Annotated in this window: 12 protein-coding genes and 3 pseudogenes; 8 read left to right on the top strand and 7 right to left on the bottom strand. The window is 67.7% G+C overall.

All coding sequences use genetic code 11. From position 1 onward, the window contains the following. Positions 1–35: 35 nt before the first annotated feature. Together KZO24_RS00915 and argS are read right to left on the bottom strand one after the other, a co-directional pair. Complete coding sequence (locus tag KZO24_RS00915; protein WP_271180965.1) at positions 36–827, bottom strand: SPOR domain-containing protein; 792 nt, start codon at positions 825–827, stop codon at positions 36–38. Between the two features lie 3 nt (positions 828–830). Continuing rightward, positions 831–2,577, bottom strand: a pseudogene (gene argS / locus KZO24_RS00910) (arginine--tRNA ligase). A gap of 471 nt (positions 2,578–3,048) precedes the next feature. On the opposite strand from argS, the gene miaB reads away from it, so the two are divergent. Together miaB and KZO24_RS00900 are read left to right on the top strand one after the other, a co-directional pair. Next, positions 3,049–4,395, top strand: a complete 1,347-nt coding sequence (gene miaB, locus KZO24_RS00905) for a tRNA (N6-isopentenyl adenosine(37)-C2)-methylthiotransferase MiaB (protein WP_271180963.1) — start codon at positions 3,049–3,051, stop codon at positions 4,393–4,395. Then, positions 4,392–5,099, top strand: coding sequence for an alpha/beta fold hydrolase (locus KZO24_RS00900; protein WP_271180962.1), 708 nt, complete (start codon positions 4,392–4,394; stop codon positions 5,097–5,099). Before miaB ends, KZO24_RS00900 begins: the two co-directional genes overlap by 4 nt. Positions 5,100–5,286: 187 nt before the next feature. Here the strand turns inward: KZO24_RS00900 and KZO24_RS00895 are convergent, their stop codons facing one another. Further along, on the bottom strand, positions 5,287–5,778 hold the full coding sequence (locus KZO24_RS00895) for an RcnB family protein (RefSeq protein WP_370424920.1): 492 nt from the start codon (positions 5,776–5,778) through the stop codon (positions 5,287–5,289). A gap of 261 nt (positions 5,779–6,039) precedes the next feature. Here KZO24_RS00895 and KZO24_RS00890 point away from each other — a divergent pair, with 261 nt between their 5' ends. After that, the gene (locus KZO24_RS00890) at positions 6,040–7,059 is read left to right on the top strand and encodes a PhoH family protein (RefSeq protein WP_036525997.1); all 1,020 of its coding nucleotides are present in this window, start codon (positions 6,040–6,042) and stop codon (positions 7,057–7,059) included. 119 nt (positions 7,060–7,178) lie between these two features. Here KZO24_RS00890 and KZO24_RS00885 read toward each other — a convergent pair whose 3' ends face one another. The 4 genes from KZO24_RS00885 to ybeY all read right to left on the bottom strand — a co-directional run bounded on the left by KZO24_RS00885 (position 7,179) and on the right by ybeY (position 10,466). Continuing rightward, positions 7,179–7,901: a DUF2059 domain-containing protein gene (locus KZO24_RS00885; RefSeq protein ID WP_271180961.1), complete on the bottom strand. Its 723-nt coding sequence runs from the start codon at positions 7,899–7,901 to the stop codon at positions 7,179–7,181. A 193-nt stretch (positions 7,902–8,094) separates the two neighbouring features. After that, entirely contained in the window at positions 8,095–8,979 is an 885-nt protein-coding gene (locus KZO24_RS00880; RefSeq protein WP_486486733.1) for a LysR substrate-binding domain-containing protein, read from the bottom strand. Between the two features lie 55 nt (positions 8,980–9,034). Beyond that, entirely contained in the window at positions 9,035–9,952 is a 918-nt protein-coding gene (locus tag KZO24_RS00875; protein WP_008831117.1) for a hemolysin family protein, read from the bottom strand. 7 nt (positions 9,953–9,959) lie between these two features. Continuing rightward, positions 9,960–10,466: an rRNA maturation RNase YbeY gene (ybeY, locus tag KZO24_RS00870; RefSeq protein WP_271180960.1), complete on the bottom strand. Its 507-nt coding sequence runs from the start codon at positions 10,464–10,466 to the stop codon at positions 9,960–9,962. A gap of 265 nt (positions 10,467–10,731) precedes the next feature. Here ybeY and KZO24_RS00865 point away from each other — a divergent pair, with 265 nt between their 5' ends. The 5 genes and pseudogenes from KZO24_RS00865 to KZO24_RS00845 all read left to right on the top strand — a co-directional run bounded on the left by KZO24_RS00865 (position 10,732) and on the right by KZO24_RS00845 (position 16,101). Next, entirely contained in the window at positions 10,732–11,895 is a 1,164-nt protein-coding gene (locus tag KZO24_RS00865; RefSeq protein WP_271180959.1) for an aminotransferase class I/II-fold pyridoxal phosphate-dependent enzyme, read from the top strand. Positions 11,896–12,009: 114 nt separating this feature from the next. Continuing rightward, positions 12,010–12,930 (top strand): annotated as a pseudogene (locus KZO24_RS00860) (methyltransferase); the annotation flags it as partial. A gap of 348 nt (positions 12,931–13,278) precedes the next feature. Further along, positions 13,279–13,909, top strand: a pseudogene (gene bioD, locus KZO24_RS00855) (dethiobiotin synthase). A 20-nt stretch (positions 13,910–13,929) separates the two neighbouring features. Further along, the gene (locus KZO24_RS00850) at positions 13,930–15,186 is read left to right on the top strand and encodes an adenosylmethionine--8-amino-7-oxononanoate transaminase (RefSeq protein WP_271180979.1); all 1,257 of its coding nucleotides are present in this window, start codon (positions 13,930–13,932) and stop codon (positions 15,184–15,186) included. 288 nt (positions 15,187–15,474) lie between these two features. Next, complete coding sequence (locus tag KZO24_RS00845) at positions 15,475–16,101, top strand: TonB-dependent receptor plug domain-containing protein (RefSeq protein ID WP_486486732.1); 627 nt, start codon at positions 15,475–15,477, stop codon at positions 16,099–16,101. Positions 16,102–16,600 lie beyond the last annotated feature (499 nt).

Raw genomic sequence — 16,600 nt, 5'->3', positions numbered from 1 at the left:
CCAGCGGTCCCGGCCTGCGCCGGGACGACGAGCAATCAGTTCTTGACCTGGCAGCTCATCCCTGCGGCCTTCATGCCCGAGCACAAGGCCCGTGCCGCCGCGCCGTCGCCGGAGACGGCCTGTAGGCGATAGACGGTGCCGATGTCCGCCTTGCCCTGAACCACGCGGTGACTCATGCTGCCGAGCGGTTCGTACTGCGTCTTGAGCGTGTTCCACCCGGCCTCCGCCGCCTCCTTAGAGGCATAGGCGCCGACCTGCACACCGACACCGCTGACCACCGGAGCGGCCGCGGAAGCTTTGTCGGTCGGCTTGGCTTCGGCAGGCTCGGCAGTCGTGCGGAAGCCCGGCGCGGGCGTATCGTCGCTCTTGTCGATCTGGACCGGGCGTGACTGACCCTCGGCCACCGCGAAGCTGGTGTCGCCGGTGCCCTCGACGACTTCGCCGCCGGGATTGTCGGGCTTGACCTTGTAGGGGGCCTTGGGCGCGGCGATCACGCCGCCGTCTGCGACCAGCGGTTGCTCGGGACGGCTCTTGATCGCCCAGACCACGCCGCCGCCGATGACCACCAGCGCGACGAGGCCGAGCGCGCCCAGCAGCACGCCCTGCCCGATGCCGGAGCGCTCTTCCTCATAACCCTCGTCGTCGCCTTCCAGCCAGGGGAGGCGCACGTCCTCCTCCAGCTGCAACTGCTGCGCGGTGGCGCCGAACGCGGCCGAGGCGGAGGCATCGCCGTCCTCCTCGAAGTAGGGGCTGCCCTGTTTGCCCGAACCGAACACCGGGTTCTTCTTCTCCGGTTTCGGGAAATAGCCGTCGTCAGCGCCTGCCATGGATCACATTTCCTCCACCGCCTCGACCCCGAGCAGAGCCAGGCCGTTGCGGACAAGTTGCCCGATCTGCGCCGCCAGGAAAAGCCGCGCACCCGTCAGCTTTGCATCCTGCGCGTTAACAAACCGCTTTTCCACCCTGTCGTTGCCGAGGTTCCAGTAGCCATGGAACGCTGCTGCGACGTCGCCGAGGTAGAAGGCGATGCGGTGCGGCTCGCGGGCGGCAGCGGCCGCCTCGACGATGCGGGGGAACTGCGCGGCCAGCTTGACCAGTTCCAGTTCCTCGTCGCCCAGCAGTTCGACGTGCTCGCCCGAGGAGTGAAGCCACCCTCGGCCAGTCCCTTGCGCAGCGTCGAGTGGACGCGGGCATTGGCGTACTGGACGTAGAAGACGGGGTTGTCCTTGCTGGCCTCGACGACCTTGGCGAAGTCGAAGTCCATCTGCGCCTCGGGCTTGCGGGTCAGCATGGTGAAGCGCACCACGTCCTTGCCCACTTCGGTGACGACTTCGGCCAGCGTGACGAAGTTGCCCGAACGCTTGGACATCTTCACCGGCTCGCCGTCGCGAAGCAGCTGGACCATCTGGACCAGCTTGATCTCGAACGGGGTCGGCTCGCCATCGGCGCCGGTCATGGCGGCCACCGCGGCCTTGATGCGCTTGACGGTGCCCGCGTGGTCCGCACCCCAGATATCGACGAGGGCGTCAGCGCTCTGGGCCTTCTGGAAGTGATAGGCGAGGTCGGCACCGAAGTACGTCCAGGTGCCGTCCGACTTCTTGATAGGGCGGTCCTGATCGTCGCCGAACGCGGTGGACTTGAACAGCGGCAGTTCGACCGCTTCCCAGTCCTCCAGCGTCTTGCCCTTGGGCGCTTCGAGCACGCCGTCGTAGACGAGGCCCTTGGCGCGCAGCCAGGCTTCGGCCTCGTCGGGCTTGCCCGATGCCTGCAGTTCGGCCTCCGAAGAGAACAGGTCGTGGTGGATGCCGAGGAGCGCGAGGTCGTCCTTGATCATCACCAGCATCGCGGCGACGGCCTTCTTCTGGAACAGCGCCAGCCATTCCGACTCGGGTGCGGCAGCGTACGTCTCGCCGAACTCGGCGGCGAGCTGCTGGCCTACCGGCACCAGGTATTCGCCCGGATAGAGCCCCTCGGGGATCGCGCCGACGTCGTGCCCGAGCGCCTCGCGGTAGCGCACGTGCGCCGAGCGGGCGAGCACCTGCACCTGTCCGCCGGCATCGTTGACGTAGTATTCCTTGGTGACCTTGTGGCCCGCGAACTCCAGCAGCGTCGCCAGCGCATCGCCGACGACCGCGCCGCGGCAGTGGCCCATGTGCATCGGCCCGGTCGGGTTGGCCGAGACGTATTCGACGTTCACCGTGGTCCCGCCGCCCATCGTCGAGCGACCGTAATCCACGCCGAGATCGGCGATCGCGCGCAGTTCGGCCAGCCACGTGGCGGAAGAGAGGCGCAGGTTGATGAAGCCCGGCCCTGCGATCTCGGCAGACGTCACCGAATCGAGCTTCGACAGCTCCGCCACCAGCGCCTCGGCCAGATCGCGCGGCTTCAGGCCGGCGGGCTTGGCCAGCACCATCGCGGCGTTGGTCGAGAGGTCGCCGTGCGAGGATCGCGCGGCGGCTCGACCGTGATCGCGCCTCGCTTGAGGCCGCCCGGCAGCGTGCCCGCTGCTTCCAGCGCATCGAGCGCGGCGGAAAGGTGGCCTGCGAAGGCGGCGTAAAGGGTCTGCGTAGTGCTCATGACGCGCGCGGATAGCCCAAGTATGGAAGAAGGGAAACAGGGCGCTGCAAGGTGACAGGTTTACACCGTTGACACGGTCCAGAGGGGAAAGGTGTCACCTTGGGCCGGAAAGTGTCACCTTGCGGGGGTAAGGTGACACATTTTGCGGGGAATGTGTCACCTTGTGAGGGGGATGTGTCACCTTGCGGTGTAACCTTGTGCGGCCGTGGAGGTTCGGGCGGGGCATGGGAGTAATCTATCGGAGCGGGCGGTCTGTAGGAAAGCGGGCGAGCCGTAAGCGCGCCGTTGCACATCTTGTGTATCCTCCCTGTTGCGAAGCAATGGGGAGGGGGACCGCTCGCGTAGCGAGTGGTGGAGGGGAGGAACCCCTCCGTCAGCCCTGCGGGCTGCCACCTCCCCATCGCTGCGCGACAGGGAGGATAAAAGGCAGTCCCCCTGTCCAAACCCACCCTTTTGCGCTAACGGCGCGCGATGCAAACGACTGCGACTCCCCGGACCTACCGCGTCAAGAGCTTCGGCTGCCAGATGAACGTCTATGACGGCGACCGCATGGCCGAACTGCTCGCCGAACAGGGCATCACCGCCGCGCCGGAAGGCGAGGAGGCGGACCTTGTCGTGCTCAACACCTGCCACATCCGCGAGAAGGCGGCGGAGAAGGTCTATTCCGACATCGGCCGCCTCGTGAAGAACTGGGACCGCGAGGACGGATCGTCACCCATGATCGCCGTCGCCGGCTGCGTCGCGCAGGCCGAGGGCGAGGAGATCATGGCCCGCGCGCCCGCCGTGACGATGGTTGTCGGCCCGCAGGCCTATCACCGCCTGCCCGAGATGGTCCGCGCCGCCAGCGCGGGCGAGCGCGTCACCGACACCGACATGCCCGCCGAGACCAAGTTCGACGCCCTGCCCCGGCGCAAGCGGTCCGGCCCCACGGCGTTCCTGACCGTGCAGGAAGGCTGCGACAAGTTCTGCACCTATTGCGTGGTGCCCTATACCCGCGGCGCCGAAGTCTCGCGCCCTTATGCCGCGCTGATCGACGAGGCGAAGCTGCTGGTCGAGGCCGGCGCGCGCGAGATCACGCTGCTCGGCCAGAACGTCAATGCCTGGACCGGCGAGAACGCCAAGGGGCAGACAGTCGGCCTCGACGGGCTGGCGCGCGAACTGGCGGCGATCCCGGAACTGGCGCGCATCCGCTACACCACCAGCCACCCAAACGACATGACGCAGGGCCTGATCGACGCCCACGGCGAGAACGCCAAGCTGATGCCGTTCCTCCACCTGCCGGTGCAGGCGGGTAACGACCGCGTGCTCAAGGCGATGAATCGCAGCCACACGGTCGAGAGCTACCTCAAGATTCTCGACCGGGTGCGCGCGGTGCGGCCGGACATCGCGCTGTCGGGCGACTTCATCGTCGGCTTCCCCGGCGAGACCGATGCCGAATTCGAGGATACGCTGGGGCTGGTCGACGCGGTCGGCTATGCGCAGTGCTTCAGCTTCAAGTATTCGCCCCGCCCCGGTACGCCTGCCGCGACGATGGGCGACCAGGTCTCCGCCGCCGTGATGGACGAGCGGCTGCAGCGCCTGCAGTCGGCACTCAACCGTGACCAGCTGGCGTTCAACGCCGCGACGGTCGGCAAGACCTGCGACGTGCTGGTGGAGCGCAAGGGCAAGCATGCCGGCCAGTGGCTCGGCAAGTCGCCGTGGCTGCAGTCGGTCCACTTCACCGGAGAGGCAGAGGTCGGCCAGATCGTGCGCGTCGCAATCACCAGCGCCGGGCCGAACAGCCTCGGTGCGGTGCCGCTGACCGCAGAGGTGGCGTGAACGCTGTAAATTCGGGCCGCCAGCCACTCGTCCTCATCCCCGGCCTGACTTGCGACGCGGAGGTCTTCCGCGCCCAGACTGCCGCGCTGGCGGACGTGGCGGACATGACCGTCGCCGATACGCTCAGCGACGGCTCGATCGCCGCCATGGCTGAGCGGCTGCTCGACGATGCGCCCGATACCTTCGCGCTCGCGGGGTTCTCGATGGGTGGCTACGTCGCGATGGAAGTGATCGCCCGCGCGCCGGAGCGAGTCACGCGGCTCGCCCTGCTCGACACCAGCGCCACGGCCGATGCGCCCGACTATGCCGCCGTCCGCCGCGCTGCCGTCAGGACCGCGCGGGAACGCGGCTTCGAGAAAGTTCTGCGCGGCAGCCTTGGCCTGCTGGTCCATCCGCAGGCCGATCCGGCGATCGGCGATGCGGTGGTGGCGATGGCCATGCGCGTCGGGATCGAGGCGTTCGAACGGCAGCAAGGCGCGATCATCGCCCGCGCCGATCCGCTGCCGGGCCTCGGTGCGATCGCGGTGCCGACGCTGGTGCTGGTCGGCGAGGATGACCGCACCACGCCGCCGCACTATTCGCGCACGATCGCGCAGGCCGTGCCGGGTGCGACCTTGGTGACGATCCCCGAATGCGGCCACATGGCGCCGATGGAGCGGCCGGAAGCGGTGAACGCGGCACTGCGTGAGTGGCTTTCGGCGTAGTCGAGCCTGTCCGCCAACGGCGAGTCAAGATCACACAGGTTCGTCATTGCGAGCGCAGCGAAGCAATCCAGGGCAGCGCAAACCGCCTTGGATTGCTTCGCTGCGCTCGCAATGACGAAAGGCGGGCATCCACGAAAAAGCCCCGGAACTCGCGCTCCGGGGCTCTTCCTGCAAGGGGGTGTGCTTCTTACCAGAAGAAGCCGTTGTGCGCGGTGACCACGCGGCCGGTGCGGGTGTTCACCATGACCACGTCGTTGTTGTAGCGGACCCAGCGATGGCCGGCGCGCGGGGCGGGCAGGCGGTAGCGGGCATAGTCACGCACCCAGTAGCGGTCGCCGTAGTAGGCGGGCTGGAAGCGGTAGCCGACCGCCACCGGGCGATAGCGATAGCCGCGCGGGCCGACGTAAGCCGGACGGCGGAAGTCGTTGCGATGCGACTGGCGATAGTCGCGCCAGTCCTCGCGCAGTTCCTGGCGGGAGTCGCGCACATCGCGGCGGGCATCGCGGACGTCGCGGCGGTCACCGTAGCGCTGGGCCTGGCGCAAGTCGCGCTCGTCGCGGCGGACCTCGCGGGCGCTGTCACGGACTTCGCGGGCGCTCTGGGCCGAGGCCATGGTCGGGACCGCGACGGTCGGCAGGGCTACACCGGCAGCCAGGGCAATCATGAAGAACTTGCGCACCAGTATTCTCCTTCTTCTCAAGAGCCGTATCCGGCCTTCTGATTGGAAACTGCCCGCGCGCTCCTGAACGATCCGGGAATGCGGCGTGCAGCGTGGGGACATAAGTGTCGCACCCTTGCGACAGTTGCGTGCCGGAGCGCCGAAACGCGCAGTTATCCCCGACGAAACGCAGGAAATTTTGCAGAAACCTCCTTGCGGGGCGCGCCCTGTGGAGCCATCTTCACGGTAGAACGAGACATCAATCTCGCATGAAAGGAGCACATGGCCCGCAAAGCAGCCCGTGCCGTCGATCCGGCACAATTCCGCCCCGAAACCCACCGTCGGGCGCGTGTCGAAATAGATTTCGACGAACCTGTGTTGCTGGGAGCCCTGTTCGGGCAATTCGATTCAAATCTGGTGCAGGTGGAGAACCGCCTCGGCGTGTACATCTCCGCCCGGGGCAGCAAGATCCAGATCGAAGGGCCGGACGATGCCGTCGCCCGCGCGCGCGACACGCTCAAGGGCATGTATCACCGGCTGGAGATGGGGCAGGCGCTCGATTCCGGCGCCATCGAATCCCTGATCGCCATGAGCACCGAACCCACCCTCGAAGGCATCATCACTGGTGACGCAGGCGCGCCGCCGATCATGATCCGCACCCGCAAGAAGACGATCGTGCCGCGTTCGGCAACGCAGATCGACTACATGCGCCAGCTCGCCAAGTCGGACGTCATCTTCGCGCTCGGCCCGGCAGGCACCGGCAAGACGTACGTAGCGGTGGCGCAGGCCGTCAGCCAGCTGATGACCGGCTCGGTCCAGCGCCTGATCCTGTCGCGCCCGGCGGTCGAGGCGGGCGAAAAGCTGGGCTTCCTGCCCGGCGACATGAAGGACAAGGTCGATCCGTATCTGCGTCCGCTCTACGACGCGCTGTACGACTGCATGCCGCCCGAGCAGGTGGAACGCCGCCTCGCCAACGGCGAGATCGAGATCGCCCCGATCGCCTTCATGCGCGGCCGCACGCTGGCCGATGCCTTCGTCATCCTCGACGAAGCGCAGAACACCACGCGCGAGCAGATGAAGATGTTCCTTACCCGCTTCGGCCAGAACAGCCGCATGGTGGTGTGCGGAGACCCGCGCCAGGTCGATATCCCCGGCGGCGATCGCCACTCGGGCCTAGCCGACGCGGTCGCCCGGCTGGAGGGCGTGGACGGCATCGCGGTGACCCGCTTCACCGCAGCGGACGTGGTGCGCCATCCGATCGTCGGCCGCATCGTCGAGGCTTACGAGGGGCCGGACGCTTAAGAGAAAGGCCCACCTCGCCCCTCCCGCAAGCGGGAGGGGAGTAGGCCGTGATTGCCCTCCCGCTTGCGGGAGGGCCGGGAGGCTTGGCCCGCAGGGCCTAGCCGGACGGGGTGGGCTTGTTACTCCGCCGCCTTCTTCGCCTCGCCGTCGTCCAGCTCCTTGCGCGAAATGCCGAGCAGCCCGGCCAGCTTGTCCTTCTCGGCGCTCTTGAGGTCCGCGTACTTGCGCGGGGCGGGCAGATCGGCGGTGGAGGCCTTCACCTTGTCGATGATCACCGGCATTTCCTTCATCAGCCGGGGCATCAGCGCCTGCATCCTGTTCATGACCTCGGGCGACATCATGATGATGTAGGAATCCGCGGCGTAGGCCTTGCCCGTCGGCGTGGCGAAGAAGGCGTTCATCTCCTGCAGCTGCTTCGCGTCGAACCGCCCGGCGTAGGCGCTCGCCAGACCGTCGCGGATGTCGGGCTCGAACTGGGTCATCAGGCCCATCATGTCCGTCATCATCGTACGGGTGGTGGCCGACATGCGCTGCTTGAAGGCCGGGTCGTAGATCTCCATGATCTGCGCCATGGTGCCGCTGCCCAGCTTCTCGGTATCGACGCCGCTGATCCCGGCAAGGTCCTTGAGCGGCATCTGCATCATGGAATCCATGATGGAATCCATCATCTTGTCCATCGTGCCGTTCATGATCCGGCCATAGGTCCCGAGTGGGAACACGTAGTCGACCGTCTGCTTCGCAGCGGCAAGACGCGCCGGGTCGGTGGCAGCTACGGGCTCGGCTGCAAGAGCAGGCGAAGCGGACGCCAGCAGGGCGGCGCAAGCGGTAAGGACGAAACGCATCTGAGATACTCCCACAAGCCCGCACGAACGGGACGCCGCAGGGCATATCCCGTTCGCCGCTATGGGAAAAATGAAAATGACGGTTGGTCGCGATAGCCCCGTCATTGCGAGCGTAGCGAAGCAATCCAGAGCCGCGTAAACCGCTCTGGATTGCTTCGCTACGCTCGCAATGACGATCAGTGTGCGGAGGGCGTCAAAGCCCCGCTTGCAGCAGCCATTCGTGGAAGATGCGCACCGGCCGCGCTTCCAGCGACTTGGGGCGACACACGAACCAGTAGCGGTACGGGCTCTCCACCTCGATGTCGTAGACCCGCGCGAGGCGGGTATCGTGCGAGCGGCGGAAGTGGTCGTCGTGCATGATCGCGATGCCCAGACCCTGCGCCGCCGCCTCCAGCACCAGCTGGCCGGGATCGAAGCGGTCGACCGAGGCCGGGTCGAGATCGGGCAGGTCGATCGCGCGCTTCCACGCATCGAGGCTGTCGGGCAGGTCCTGATGGATCAGGAACGTCTGGCGCGACAGCTTCGCCTCGTCCGGCACCGGACCCAGTTCCTCGGCCAGCGCCTGCGAGGTGATCGCGTAGACCTTGTTGTGATCGAGCTGCACCCGGTAATACTGCGGGTCCGGCTCCTTCGCGAGGATGATCGCGGCGTCCAGCGTATCGCCGACGCGGTCTTCCAGATGCGCGCCGGTGTCGATGTCGATGTGCAGGCGCGGATGCAGCTTGCGCAGTTCGGGGAGGCGCGGGAACAGCCGCTGGCCGCCGAACAGCGAAGGCACGCCCAGATGCAGGCGCAGCACCTGGCCGCGATCGATCTGCGCCTCGACCGCTTCGGCGAGTTCTTCCAGCTTGGGCGCGATCGCGGTGTAGAACGCCTGCCCCTCGTCGGTCAGCTTCATCGCCTGGTGCTGGCGGGTGAACAGGCGCTTGCCGGTGAAGTCCTCCAGCGCGGCGACGCGGCGCGACAGGGCCGAGGGACTGAGCGCCAGCTCGTTGGCTGCCGCCTTGGCGGAACCGAGACGCACCACGCGCACGAAAGCTTCGAGCGCACGCAGGGGAGGTAGACGACGTACTGGCACTATTGCGGTCTTTTCACTCGGTTATGGCCGCCGCCGGAGGGTCCGGCGACAGCGGTTATTCGGCCTCGCTCTCCAACTCTTCCACGGGCGGATGCAGGCGCAGGCGCGTCACGCGCCGCTCGTCGCCGTCCGTCACCTCGATCTTCCAGCCGCTTTCGTGGTCCAGGACCGCGCCCACTTCGGGCACTTGTCCGGCCAGCACGAAAGCCAGGCCGCCGAGAGTATCAACCGCTTCCTCGACTTCGGCCAGCCGCGGGTCGATCCGCTCGGCCACATCGTCCAGTTCGGCTCGGGCGTCCGCGTCCCACATACCTGCGTCGATTGCAACCAGCAATTCCTCGGGCGCATCATCGTGCTCGTCCTCGATCGAGCCGACGATCTCCTCGACGAGGTCCTCGATGGTGATGATGCCGTCGGTGCCGGTGTACTCGTCGATCACGACCGCAAGGTGGATGCGCTGGGCGCGCATGTCGGCCAGCACATCCAGCGCGCCGCGCGATTGCGGGACGTAGAGCGGCTGGCGCATCAGCGTCGTCCAGTCCTCGGGCGGGGGCGCGCTGCGGGCCAGCAGCGGGAACACGTCCTTGATGTGGATCATGCCCTTGATGGCGTCGAGCGTCTCTCCGTAGACCGGCATGCGGCTGTGGCCATGCTCGGCGAAGGCTTCCACCACTTCGGCCCAGCTGGCCGAGGCGGGGATCGCCACGATCTCGCTGCGCGGGATGGCGACGTCGTCGGCATCGTGCTCGCTGAAATGCAGGAGGTTGCGCAGCATCTGCCGCTCGATCGGCGAGAGATCGCCGGTCAGCGCGCCGCTGGCCTCACCTTCGTGCTCGTTGATGACTTCCTCAAGCTGGGCGCGCAGGGACTGGTCGCCCTCTGCGTGGAAAAGCCGCTTGAATGCACGCCAAAGCGTGTTGGTACTGTCCCCTTCTCCGAAACCGGAGTCGGCGTGGCGGCCATTGTCGGCCATCGTACGGTTAAATCCCTGTTGCTGCAGTGCGGTCCCCATATGGGTCGGGAATGCCTAAAACTGCAAGTGCCTTTGTTTCGAGCGCCTCCATCGCCTCGGCATCCTCGTCCGACGTCTCGTGATCGTGGCCCGCCAGATGGAGCAGGCCATGGATGATGAGATGCGTGGCATGGTGTTCGACCGGAATGCCCTTCTCTGCCGCTTCGCGCGTGCAGGTTTCGCACGCCAGCGCGAGGTCGCCGAGCATTTCGGGCGGGCCGTCCTCGTCCAGATCGAGCAGGGCCTCGCGCTCCAGCATGGGGAACGAGAGCACGTTGGTCGGCTTGTCCTTGGCGCGCCATTCGCGGTTGAGGACGTGGACTTCGGCGTCGCTGGTGAACAGCAGGCTGGTGGTGAGGCGCTCGTTGTCCAGCTCGGGCGCGAGGGTGACGAGGGCTTCCAGCGCCGCCTGCGCGAGATCGGCCCAGTCGGTCGCGGCGTCCCAGGGTTCTTCGATGTCGATTTCGAGGTCCATGAAACGCGCCTTATCGCGCGGTGTGGCCGGGGTCGAGTGGTTCCACTCTCCCCACCCCCGTCATTGCGAGCGCAGCGAAGCAATCCAGGGCAGTGCCACGCCGCCCTGGATTGCTTCGCTGCGCTCGCAATGACGAAAAAGGGATCCGGCAAGGCCCCGTGGGAGAGAGGAAACGATCGCCGAAACCTCGCCGGACGCCCCTTCATACCTCCCCCGGACAAACCGCCCATTGTGCCAAGGACCCGCTTGCCATACCGGGCGAGGCATGAGCCGGCTCGATTCACACCTCGAGGCAGCGCTGGAGCGCATTACCCGCGCCGGACAGCGCCGGACCTTGCGCGCCACGACCCTGCTGCCCGGCGGCCGGATCGAGCGCGCCGGGCGCACGATGCTCGACTTTTCCAGCAACGACTACCTTGGCCTCGCCCGCCACCCGCTGCTGGTCGAGCGCTCGGCCGAGTGGGCCGCGCGGGACGGTTCCGGCTCCGGCTCCTCACGGCTGGTGACGGGGACGAGCGCGGCGCACCTTGCGCTGGAAGCGCGCATCGCTGCGTTCAAGCACTGCGAGGCGGCGCTGATCTTCGCCAGCGGCTGGCAGGCCAACGCGGCGACGATCCCGGCGCTGCTGGCTGCGATTCCGGGCGTCGCGGTGTTCACCGACCGCCTGATCCATGCCTCAATGCACGCGGGAATCGCGATGGCGGGCGTGCGCCAGCACCGCTTCCGCCACAACGACCTGGGCCACCTCGAAACCCTGCTGGCGGACAAGGGCGCGGATGCCCCCGCCCGCCTGATCCTGACCGAGAGCGTGTTCTCGATGGACGGCGACCGCGCCGACATGGTGCGCCTCGCCGATATCGCACAGCGCCACGACGCCGCGCTGTTCGTCGACGAGGCCCATGCCACCGGCGTGCTTGGCCCCGAGGGGCGCGGGCTTTCGGCGCTGGTGCCGGGCAAGGTGGACCTCGTGATGGGCACCTTCAGCAAGGCGCTGGGCGGTTTCGGCGCCTATGTGGCCGGATCGCGTGTGCTGATCGACTACCTGACCAACGCGGCCAGCGGCTTCATCTTCACCACCGCCCCGCCGCCCGCCGTGCTGGGCGCGGTGGACGCCGCGCTGGACCTGCTGCCGGGCATGGACGCCGAGCGCGCGCACCTCGCCGCACTGGGCGACCGGCTGCGCACAGGGCTGGCCCGCCTTGGCCTCGATCACGGCGCGTCCTCGACCCAGATCGTGCCCGCCGTGATCGGGCCGGAGGACGAGGCGATGGCGCTCTCCGCAAGGCTGGAGGCGACAGGTTTCCTCGCCTCCGCGATCCGCCCGCCGACGGTGCCGGCCGGCACCAGCCGCCTGCGCCTCGCCCTGCGCGCCGGGCATTCGGAGGCCGACATCGACGCCCTGCTCGCCGCGATCGAGACACATCGGTGAAGCTCTTGTTCGCCCACGGCTGGGGCTTCGATCGCCATTTCTGGGAACCGCTCGCCGCACTGCTGCCCGAGTGGGCACACGTCAGCGACGATCGCGGCTACTTCGGCGCGCCGCATGAGCCTGCCGTCGAAGGCCCCTGCCTCGCAATCACCCATTCCTTCGGCACCATGCGCGTCCTCGCTGCCCCGCCGCCGGGCCTCATGGGAATCGTGGCGATCAACGGGTTCGAGCGGTTCACCGCCGTTCCAGGCCGACCGGGCGTCCCGGTACGCGTACTCGACCGCATGCTGCGCCGCTTCGAGACCGACCAGCGCGGCGTGCTCGCCGAGTTCCGCAAGACCTGCGGCTCCACCGGGGCCTTCGGAGAAATCGACCCCGCAGCGCTCGCCGCCGACCTCCTGCGCCTGCGCGACGCCGCCCCGTCGCTGCCGGACGTGCCGATACTGGCGATCCACGGCGGCGCCGACCCGTTGCTCCCGCCCGAGATGCGCGCCGCCACGTTCATCGGGGCGCAGGTCCGCCGCATCGACCACGAAGCGGGCGGCCATCTCCTGCCGCTGCAAGCCCCGCAGCTGTGCGCCCCCGCCATTCGGGGATGCTCGCATGAGCCGCCGCGAGCGCATCCGCAGCGCCTTCGCCGCCGCACCCGACTACGACGGCCATGCCCGCATCCAGCGCGAGGTCGCCACGACCCTCGCCGCGCGCATCGCCGCGCTCGACCTTCCGCCCGCGCCGCGCGTGCTGGAGATCGGCTGCGGCACCGGCTTCCTGACCTCCGCGCTGATCGATCAGGGCATCGGCGGCGACTGGCTGGTCACCGACATCGCGCCCGAAATGGTGGAGCGTTGCCGCGCCGCGCTTATTGCTGCTGATGACGTGCGCACCTTGCGCTTCGCCACCCTCGACGGGGAGCATGGCACCCCCGAGGGCGCGCCTTTCGACCTCATCTGCTCCAGCCTTGCGGTGCAGTGGTTCGACGATACGCCTGCCGCCCTCGCCCGCCTGTCGCAGTGGCTGGCGCCCGGCGGCCACCTCGTCGTCACCACGCTGGGACCGCGCAGTTTCCAAGAATGGCGCGCCGCGCACGAGGCCGAGGGGATCGCCCCCGGCACTCCCGCCTACCCCCGTGGAGGCCTTCGCGACGCTCTCCCCCGAGACGCTGCTGGTCGAGGACGTGACCGAAACCCACCTCGATCCGCGCGCCTTCCTACGTGCGGTCAAGGCCATCGGCGCAGGCACTTCCGCGCCTTCGCACCGGCCTCTCAACCCGGCGCAGCTGCGCGCGGTGATGGCGCGGTTCGCCCAAAGCGGATGCAACGTCACTTACGAGGTGGTGACCTGCCACTTGCGCCGCGCCCCGACATTTCCTTACGTGAGCCCCCAATGACCCAGCGCACCCTGATCGTGACCGGCACCGATACCGGCATCGGCAAGACCGTCTTCGCCGCCGCGCTGGCGGGGCGCTGGGCGCGCATTACTGGAAGCCGGTGCAGGCTGGAATCGAGGAGGAAGGCCCCGACGCCCAGCGCGTCGGGTTCCTCGGCGGACTGCCCGAAGGCAAGGTGCTGGCCGAGGCCTATAGCCTGACCACGCCCTGCTCCCCCACCTCGCCGCCGAGATCGACGGCGTGACCATCGACACCGCCCGCCTCGCCCTGCCGGAAGTCGACGGACCGCTGGTGGTCGAGGGCGCGGGCGGCGCGCTGGTGCCGATCTCGCGCACCGAGACTTACGCCGACCAGTTCGCCCGCTGGGGCGCGCCGGTGGTGCTGGTGGCGCGCACGATGCTCGGCACGATCAACCACTCGCTGCTTTCGATCGAGGCCTTGCGCGCGCGCGGTGTGGACGTGCTCGGCGTCGCCTTCGTCGGCGAGCCGCAAGAGGACAGCGAGGCCACCATCTGCGCCATGGGCAACGTCAAGCGCCTCGGCCGCCTGCCCCGCCTCGATCCGCTGACGCCACAGACGCTGGCCGCCGCCTTCGCCGCCAACTTCCGCCTGGAGGACTTCGCGTGACCCTGCCGCGTTCTGGCTCTCTGGCCGCCTCCCCCGTCTGGCACCCCTTCACCCAGCATGGCCTCGGCGAGCCGATCCCGCTCGTCACCCATGCCGAAGGCGCGCTGCTGCACACGGCGGACGGGCGCACGGTGATCGACGCGATCTCGTCCTGGTGGGTGACCACGCACGGCCACTGCCACCCGCGCATCATGGCCGCTGTGGCCGAACAAGCCCAGAAGCTCGACCAGCTGATCTTCGCGGGCTGGACGCACGAACCCGCCGAGCAGGTCGCCGCCGGGCTGACCGCGATCATGCCGAGCGAACTGACGCGGGTGTTCTTCTCCGACAGCGGCTCCACCAGCGTCGAGGTCGCGCTGAAGATGGCGCTTGGCTACTGGCATGCGCAAGGCGAAGCGCGCCACCGCATCGTGGTGATGGAGCATTCCTACCACGGCGACACCATCGGCGCGATGTCGGTGGGCGCGCGCGGGGTGTTCAACCAGCCTTACGCGCCGCTGCTGTTCGACGTCGGCCGCATTCCCTACCCCGCCGCCGGAGCCGAGCAGGATACGCTCGATGCGCTCGAAGCCCTGTGCCGCGAGGGCGACATCGCCGCGCTGATTCTGGAGCCGCTGATCCTCGGCTCGGGCGGCATGCTCGTCTACGGCCCGGAAACGCTGCGGGCGATGCGCGAGATTTGCAGCAAATACGGCGTCCTGTTCATCGCCGACGAGGTGATGACCGGCTGGGGCCGCACCGGCACCCTGCTCGCCTGCGAACAGGCCGACATCGTGCCCGACATCCTGTGCCTGTCCAAGGGCCTGACCGGCGGATCGCTGCCGCTGGCCGTGACGATGGCGACCGAGGAAATCTTCGCCGCGCACTGGTCCACCGACCGCGCGAAGATGTTCTTCCATTCCTCCAGCTACACCGCCAACCCGCTGGCCTGCGCCGCCGCCGCCGCCAACCTCGCCATCTGGGCCGAGGAGCCGGTACGCGAATGCATCGACGACCTCGCCCGCCGCCAGTCGGCCTGGCTGGAGAAACTGGGTCGATTCTGCCACTTCGACAACCCGCGCACGCTCGGCACGATCGCCGCGCTGGACATGCGTACGATGGGCACCGGCGGCTACATGGACAGCCTCGCGCCCGAACTCATGGCTTTCTTCCGCAGCCGCGACGTGCTGCTGCGCCCTCTGGGCAATACCGTCTACGTGATGCCGCCCTACTGCATCACCGACGACCAGCTCGACGAAGTGTGGAACGCCATCGGCGAGGCCGTCGTCTCGTTCTAGTGGCCTGAAATTAGGCGGCGTAAGCTTTCGCAATTGCGAATGGAGCCGAGCCGCACCGGCAGCTTTGTCGCGACCGCAACATCGGTGAGCAGCGCAAATCCTTTGTGCTCCATGGCCCGTCAACCCCCGCTTTCCGGCGACTTCAGACGCCTCCTGCCTGCGATGCCGTTTTGCAACATTTCCGTCAAAACGAACCTGTCGCAAAATGTTGCTATTGCGAATGATCCGCATTCCCGTTAGCCGCCGATGCAATCGAGTGCGGCACGATCGCAAGCAGGGGAAATTCTCATGAAGTTCAAGTTCGCTCTGATGCTGGGGTGCACCGGCATGCTGGTCGCGGCGCCTGCCATGGCGCAGACCGCAAGTGGGGAGCCCGCGAGCGATGACATCATCGTCCTCGCGCAGCGCGTAAACGCCACCCATGTCGACGACGGCGGCAGCGCCGGCGTGCTCGGCAACAAGGCGGCCGAGAACCTGCCCTTCAACGTGCGCAGCTTCGACGAGACTCTGATCCTCAACCAGCAGCCGCGCTCGCTGGGCGAAGTGCTCGACAACGACCCCACCGTGCGCACCACTTACGGTTACGGCAACGCCGCCGAAAGCTTCGTGATCCGCGGTTTCGAACTCTACGGCGACGACGTCGGCCTCAATGGCCTCTACGGCATCACCCCGCGCCAGCTGATCGCACCCGAACTCTTCCAGAGCGTGCAGGTTCTCAATGGTGCCAGCGCCTTCCTCAACGGCGCCGCGCCGGGCGGCTCCGGCCTTGGCGGCAGCGTCAACCTGATGCTCAAGCGCGCCGGCGACCAGCCGCTCAACCGCGTGACCTTCGGCTACACCTCGGATCTCGCACTGGTCGGGCAGCTTCGACGTGGCCCGCCGCTCCAGCGACGGCCGGTTCGGCGTGCGCGTTAACGGCAATTATCAGGACGGCCAGCTCGGCATCGACGGCGAGGACCGCCGCACCCGCGTGCTGGGCGTCGGCCTCGACTATGACGGCGGCCCGCTGCGCGTCTCGCTCGACCTCGCCTACCAGCAGGTTCGCGTGGACAACCTGCGCCCCAAGGTGACGATCAACTCGGCGACGATGCCGCGCGTGCCCAAGGCCGATGCGAACTACGCACAAGACTATACCTACACCAAGCTGCGCGACCTGTTCGGCATCCTGAACGTCGAATACGACGTGTCGGACGAATTCATGCTCTATGCCAAGGCCGGCGCGCGCGACGGCTCGGAAGAAGGCATCTACGGCGGCCAGTCGGTCAGCAACGCGATGACCGGCGCGGGCTTCCTCACCGCGCTCTACGTGCCGCGCACCGACAACAACGAGGCGGTGGACTTCGGCGGCCGCGTCAAGCTGGGCTCGGCGGTCACGCATGAGTTCAACTTCGGCTCCAGCATGAGCTGGCAGGTT

Source organism: Novosphingobium sp. NFX11 (assembly GCF_057376415.1).
This window is presented reverse-complemented; position numbering and strand designations above follow the sequence as displayed.

Coding starts and splice junctions, on each gene's coding strand:
- KZO24_RS00915 (WP_271180965.1), bottom strand. CDS start 827: ATGGCAGGCGCTGACGACGGCTATTTCCCGAAACCGGAGAAGAAGAAC.
- miaB (WP_271180963.1), top strand. CDS start 3,049: ATGCAAACGACTGCGACTCCCCGGACCTACCGCGTCAAGAGCTTCGGC.
- KZO24_RS00890 (WP_036525997.1), top strand. CDS start 6,040: ATGGCCCGCAAAGCAGCCCGTGCCGTCGATCCGGCACAATTCCGCCCC.
- KZO24_RS00885 (WP_271180961.1), bottom strand. CDS start 7,901: ATGCGTTTCGTCCTTACCGCTTGCGCCGCCCTGCTGGCGTCCGCTTCG.
- KZO24_RS00875 (WP_008831117.1), bottom strand. CDS start 9,952: ATGGCCGACAATGGCCGCCACGCCGACTCCGGTTTCGGAGAAGGGGAC.
- ybeY (WP_271180960.1), bottom strand. CDS start 10,466: ATGGACCTCGAAATCGACATCGAAGAACCCTGGGACGCCGCGACCGAC.
- KZO24_RS00865 (WP_271180959.1), top strand. CDS start 10,732: ATGAGCCGGCTCGATTCACACCTCGAGGCAGCGCTGGAGCGCATTACC.
- KZO24_RS00845 (WP_486486732.1), top strand. CDS start 15,475: ATGAAGTTCAAGTTCGCTCTGATGCTGGGGTGCACCGGCATGCTGGTC.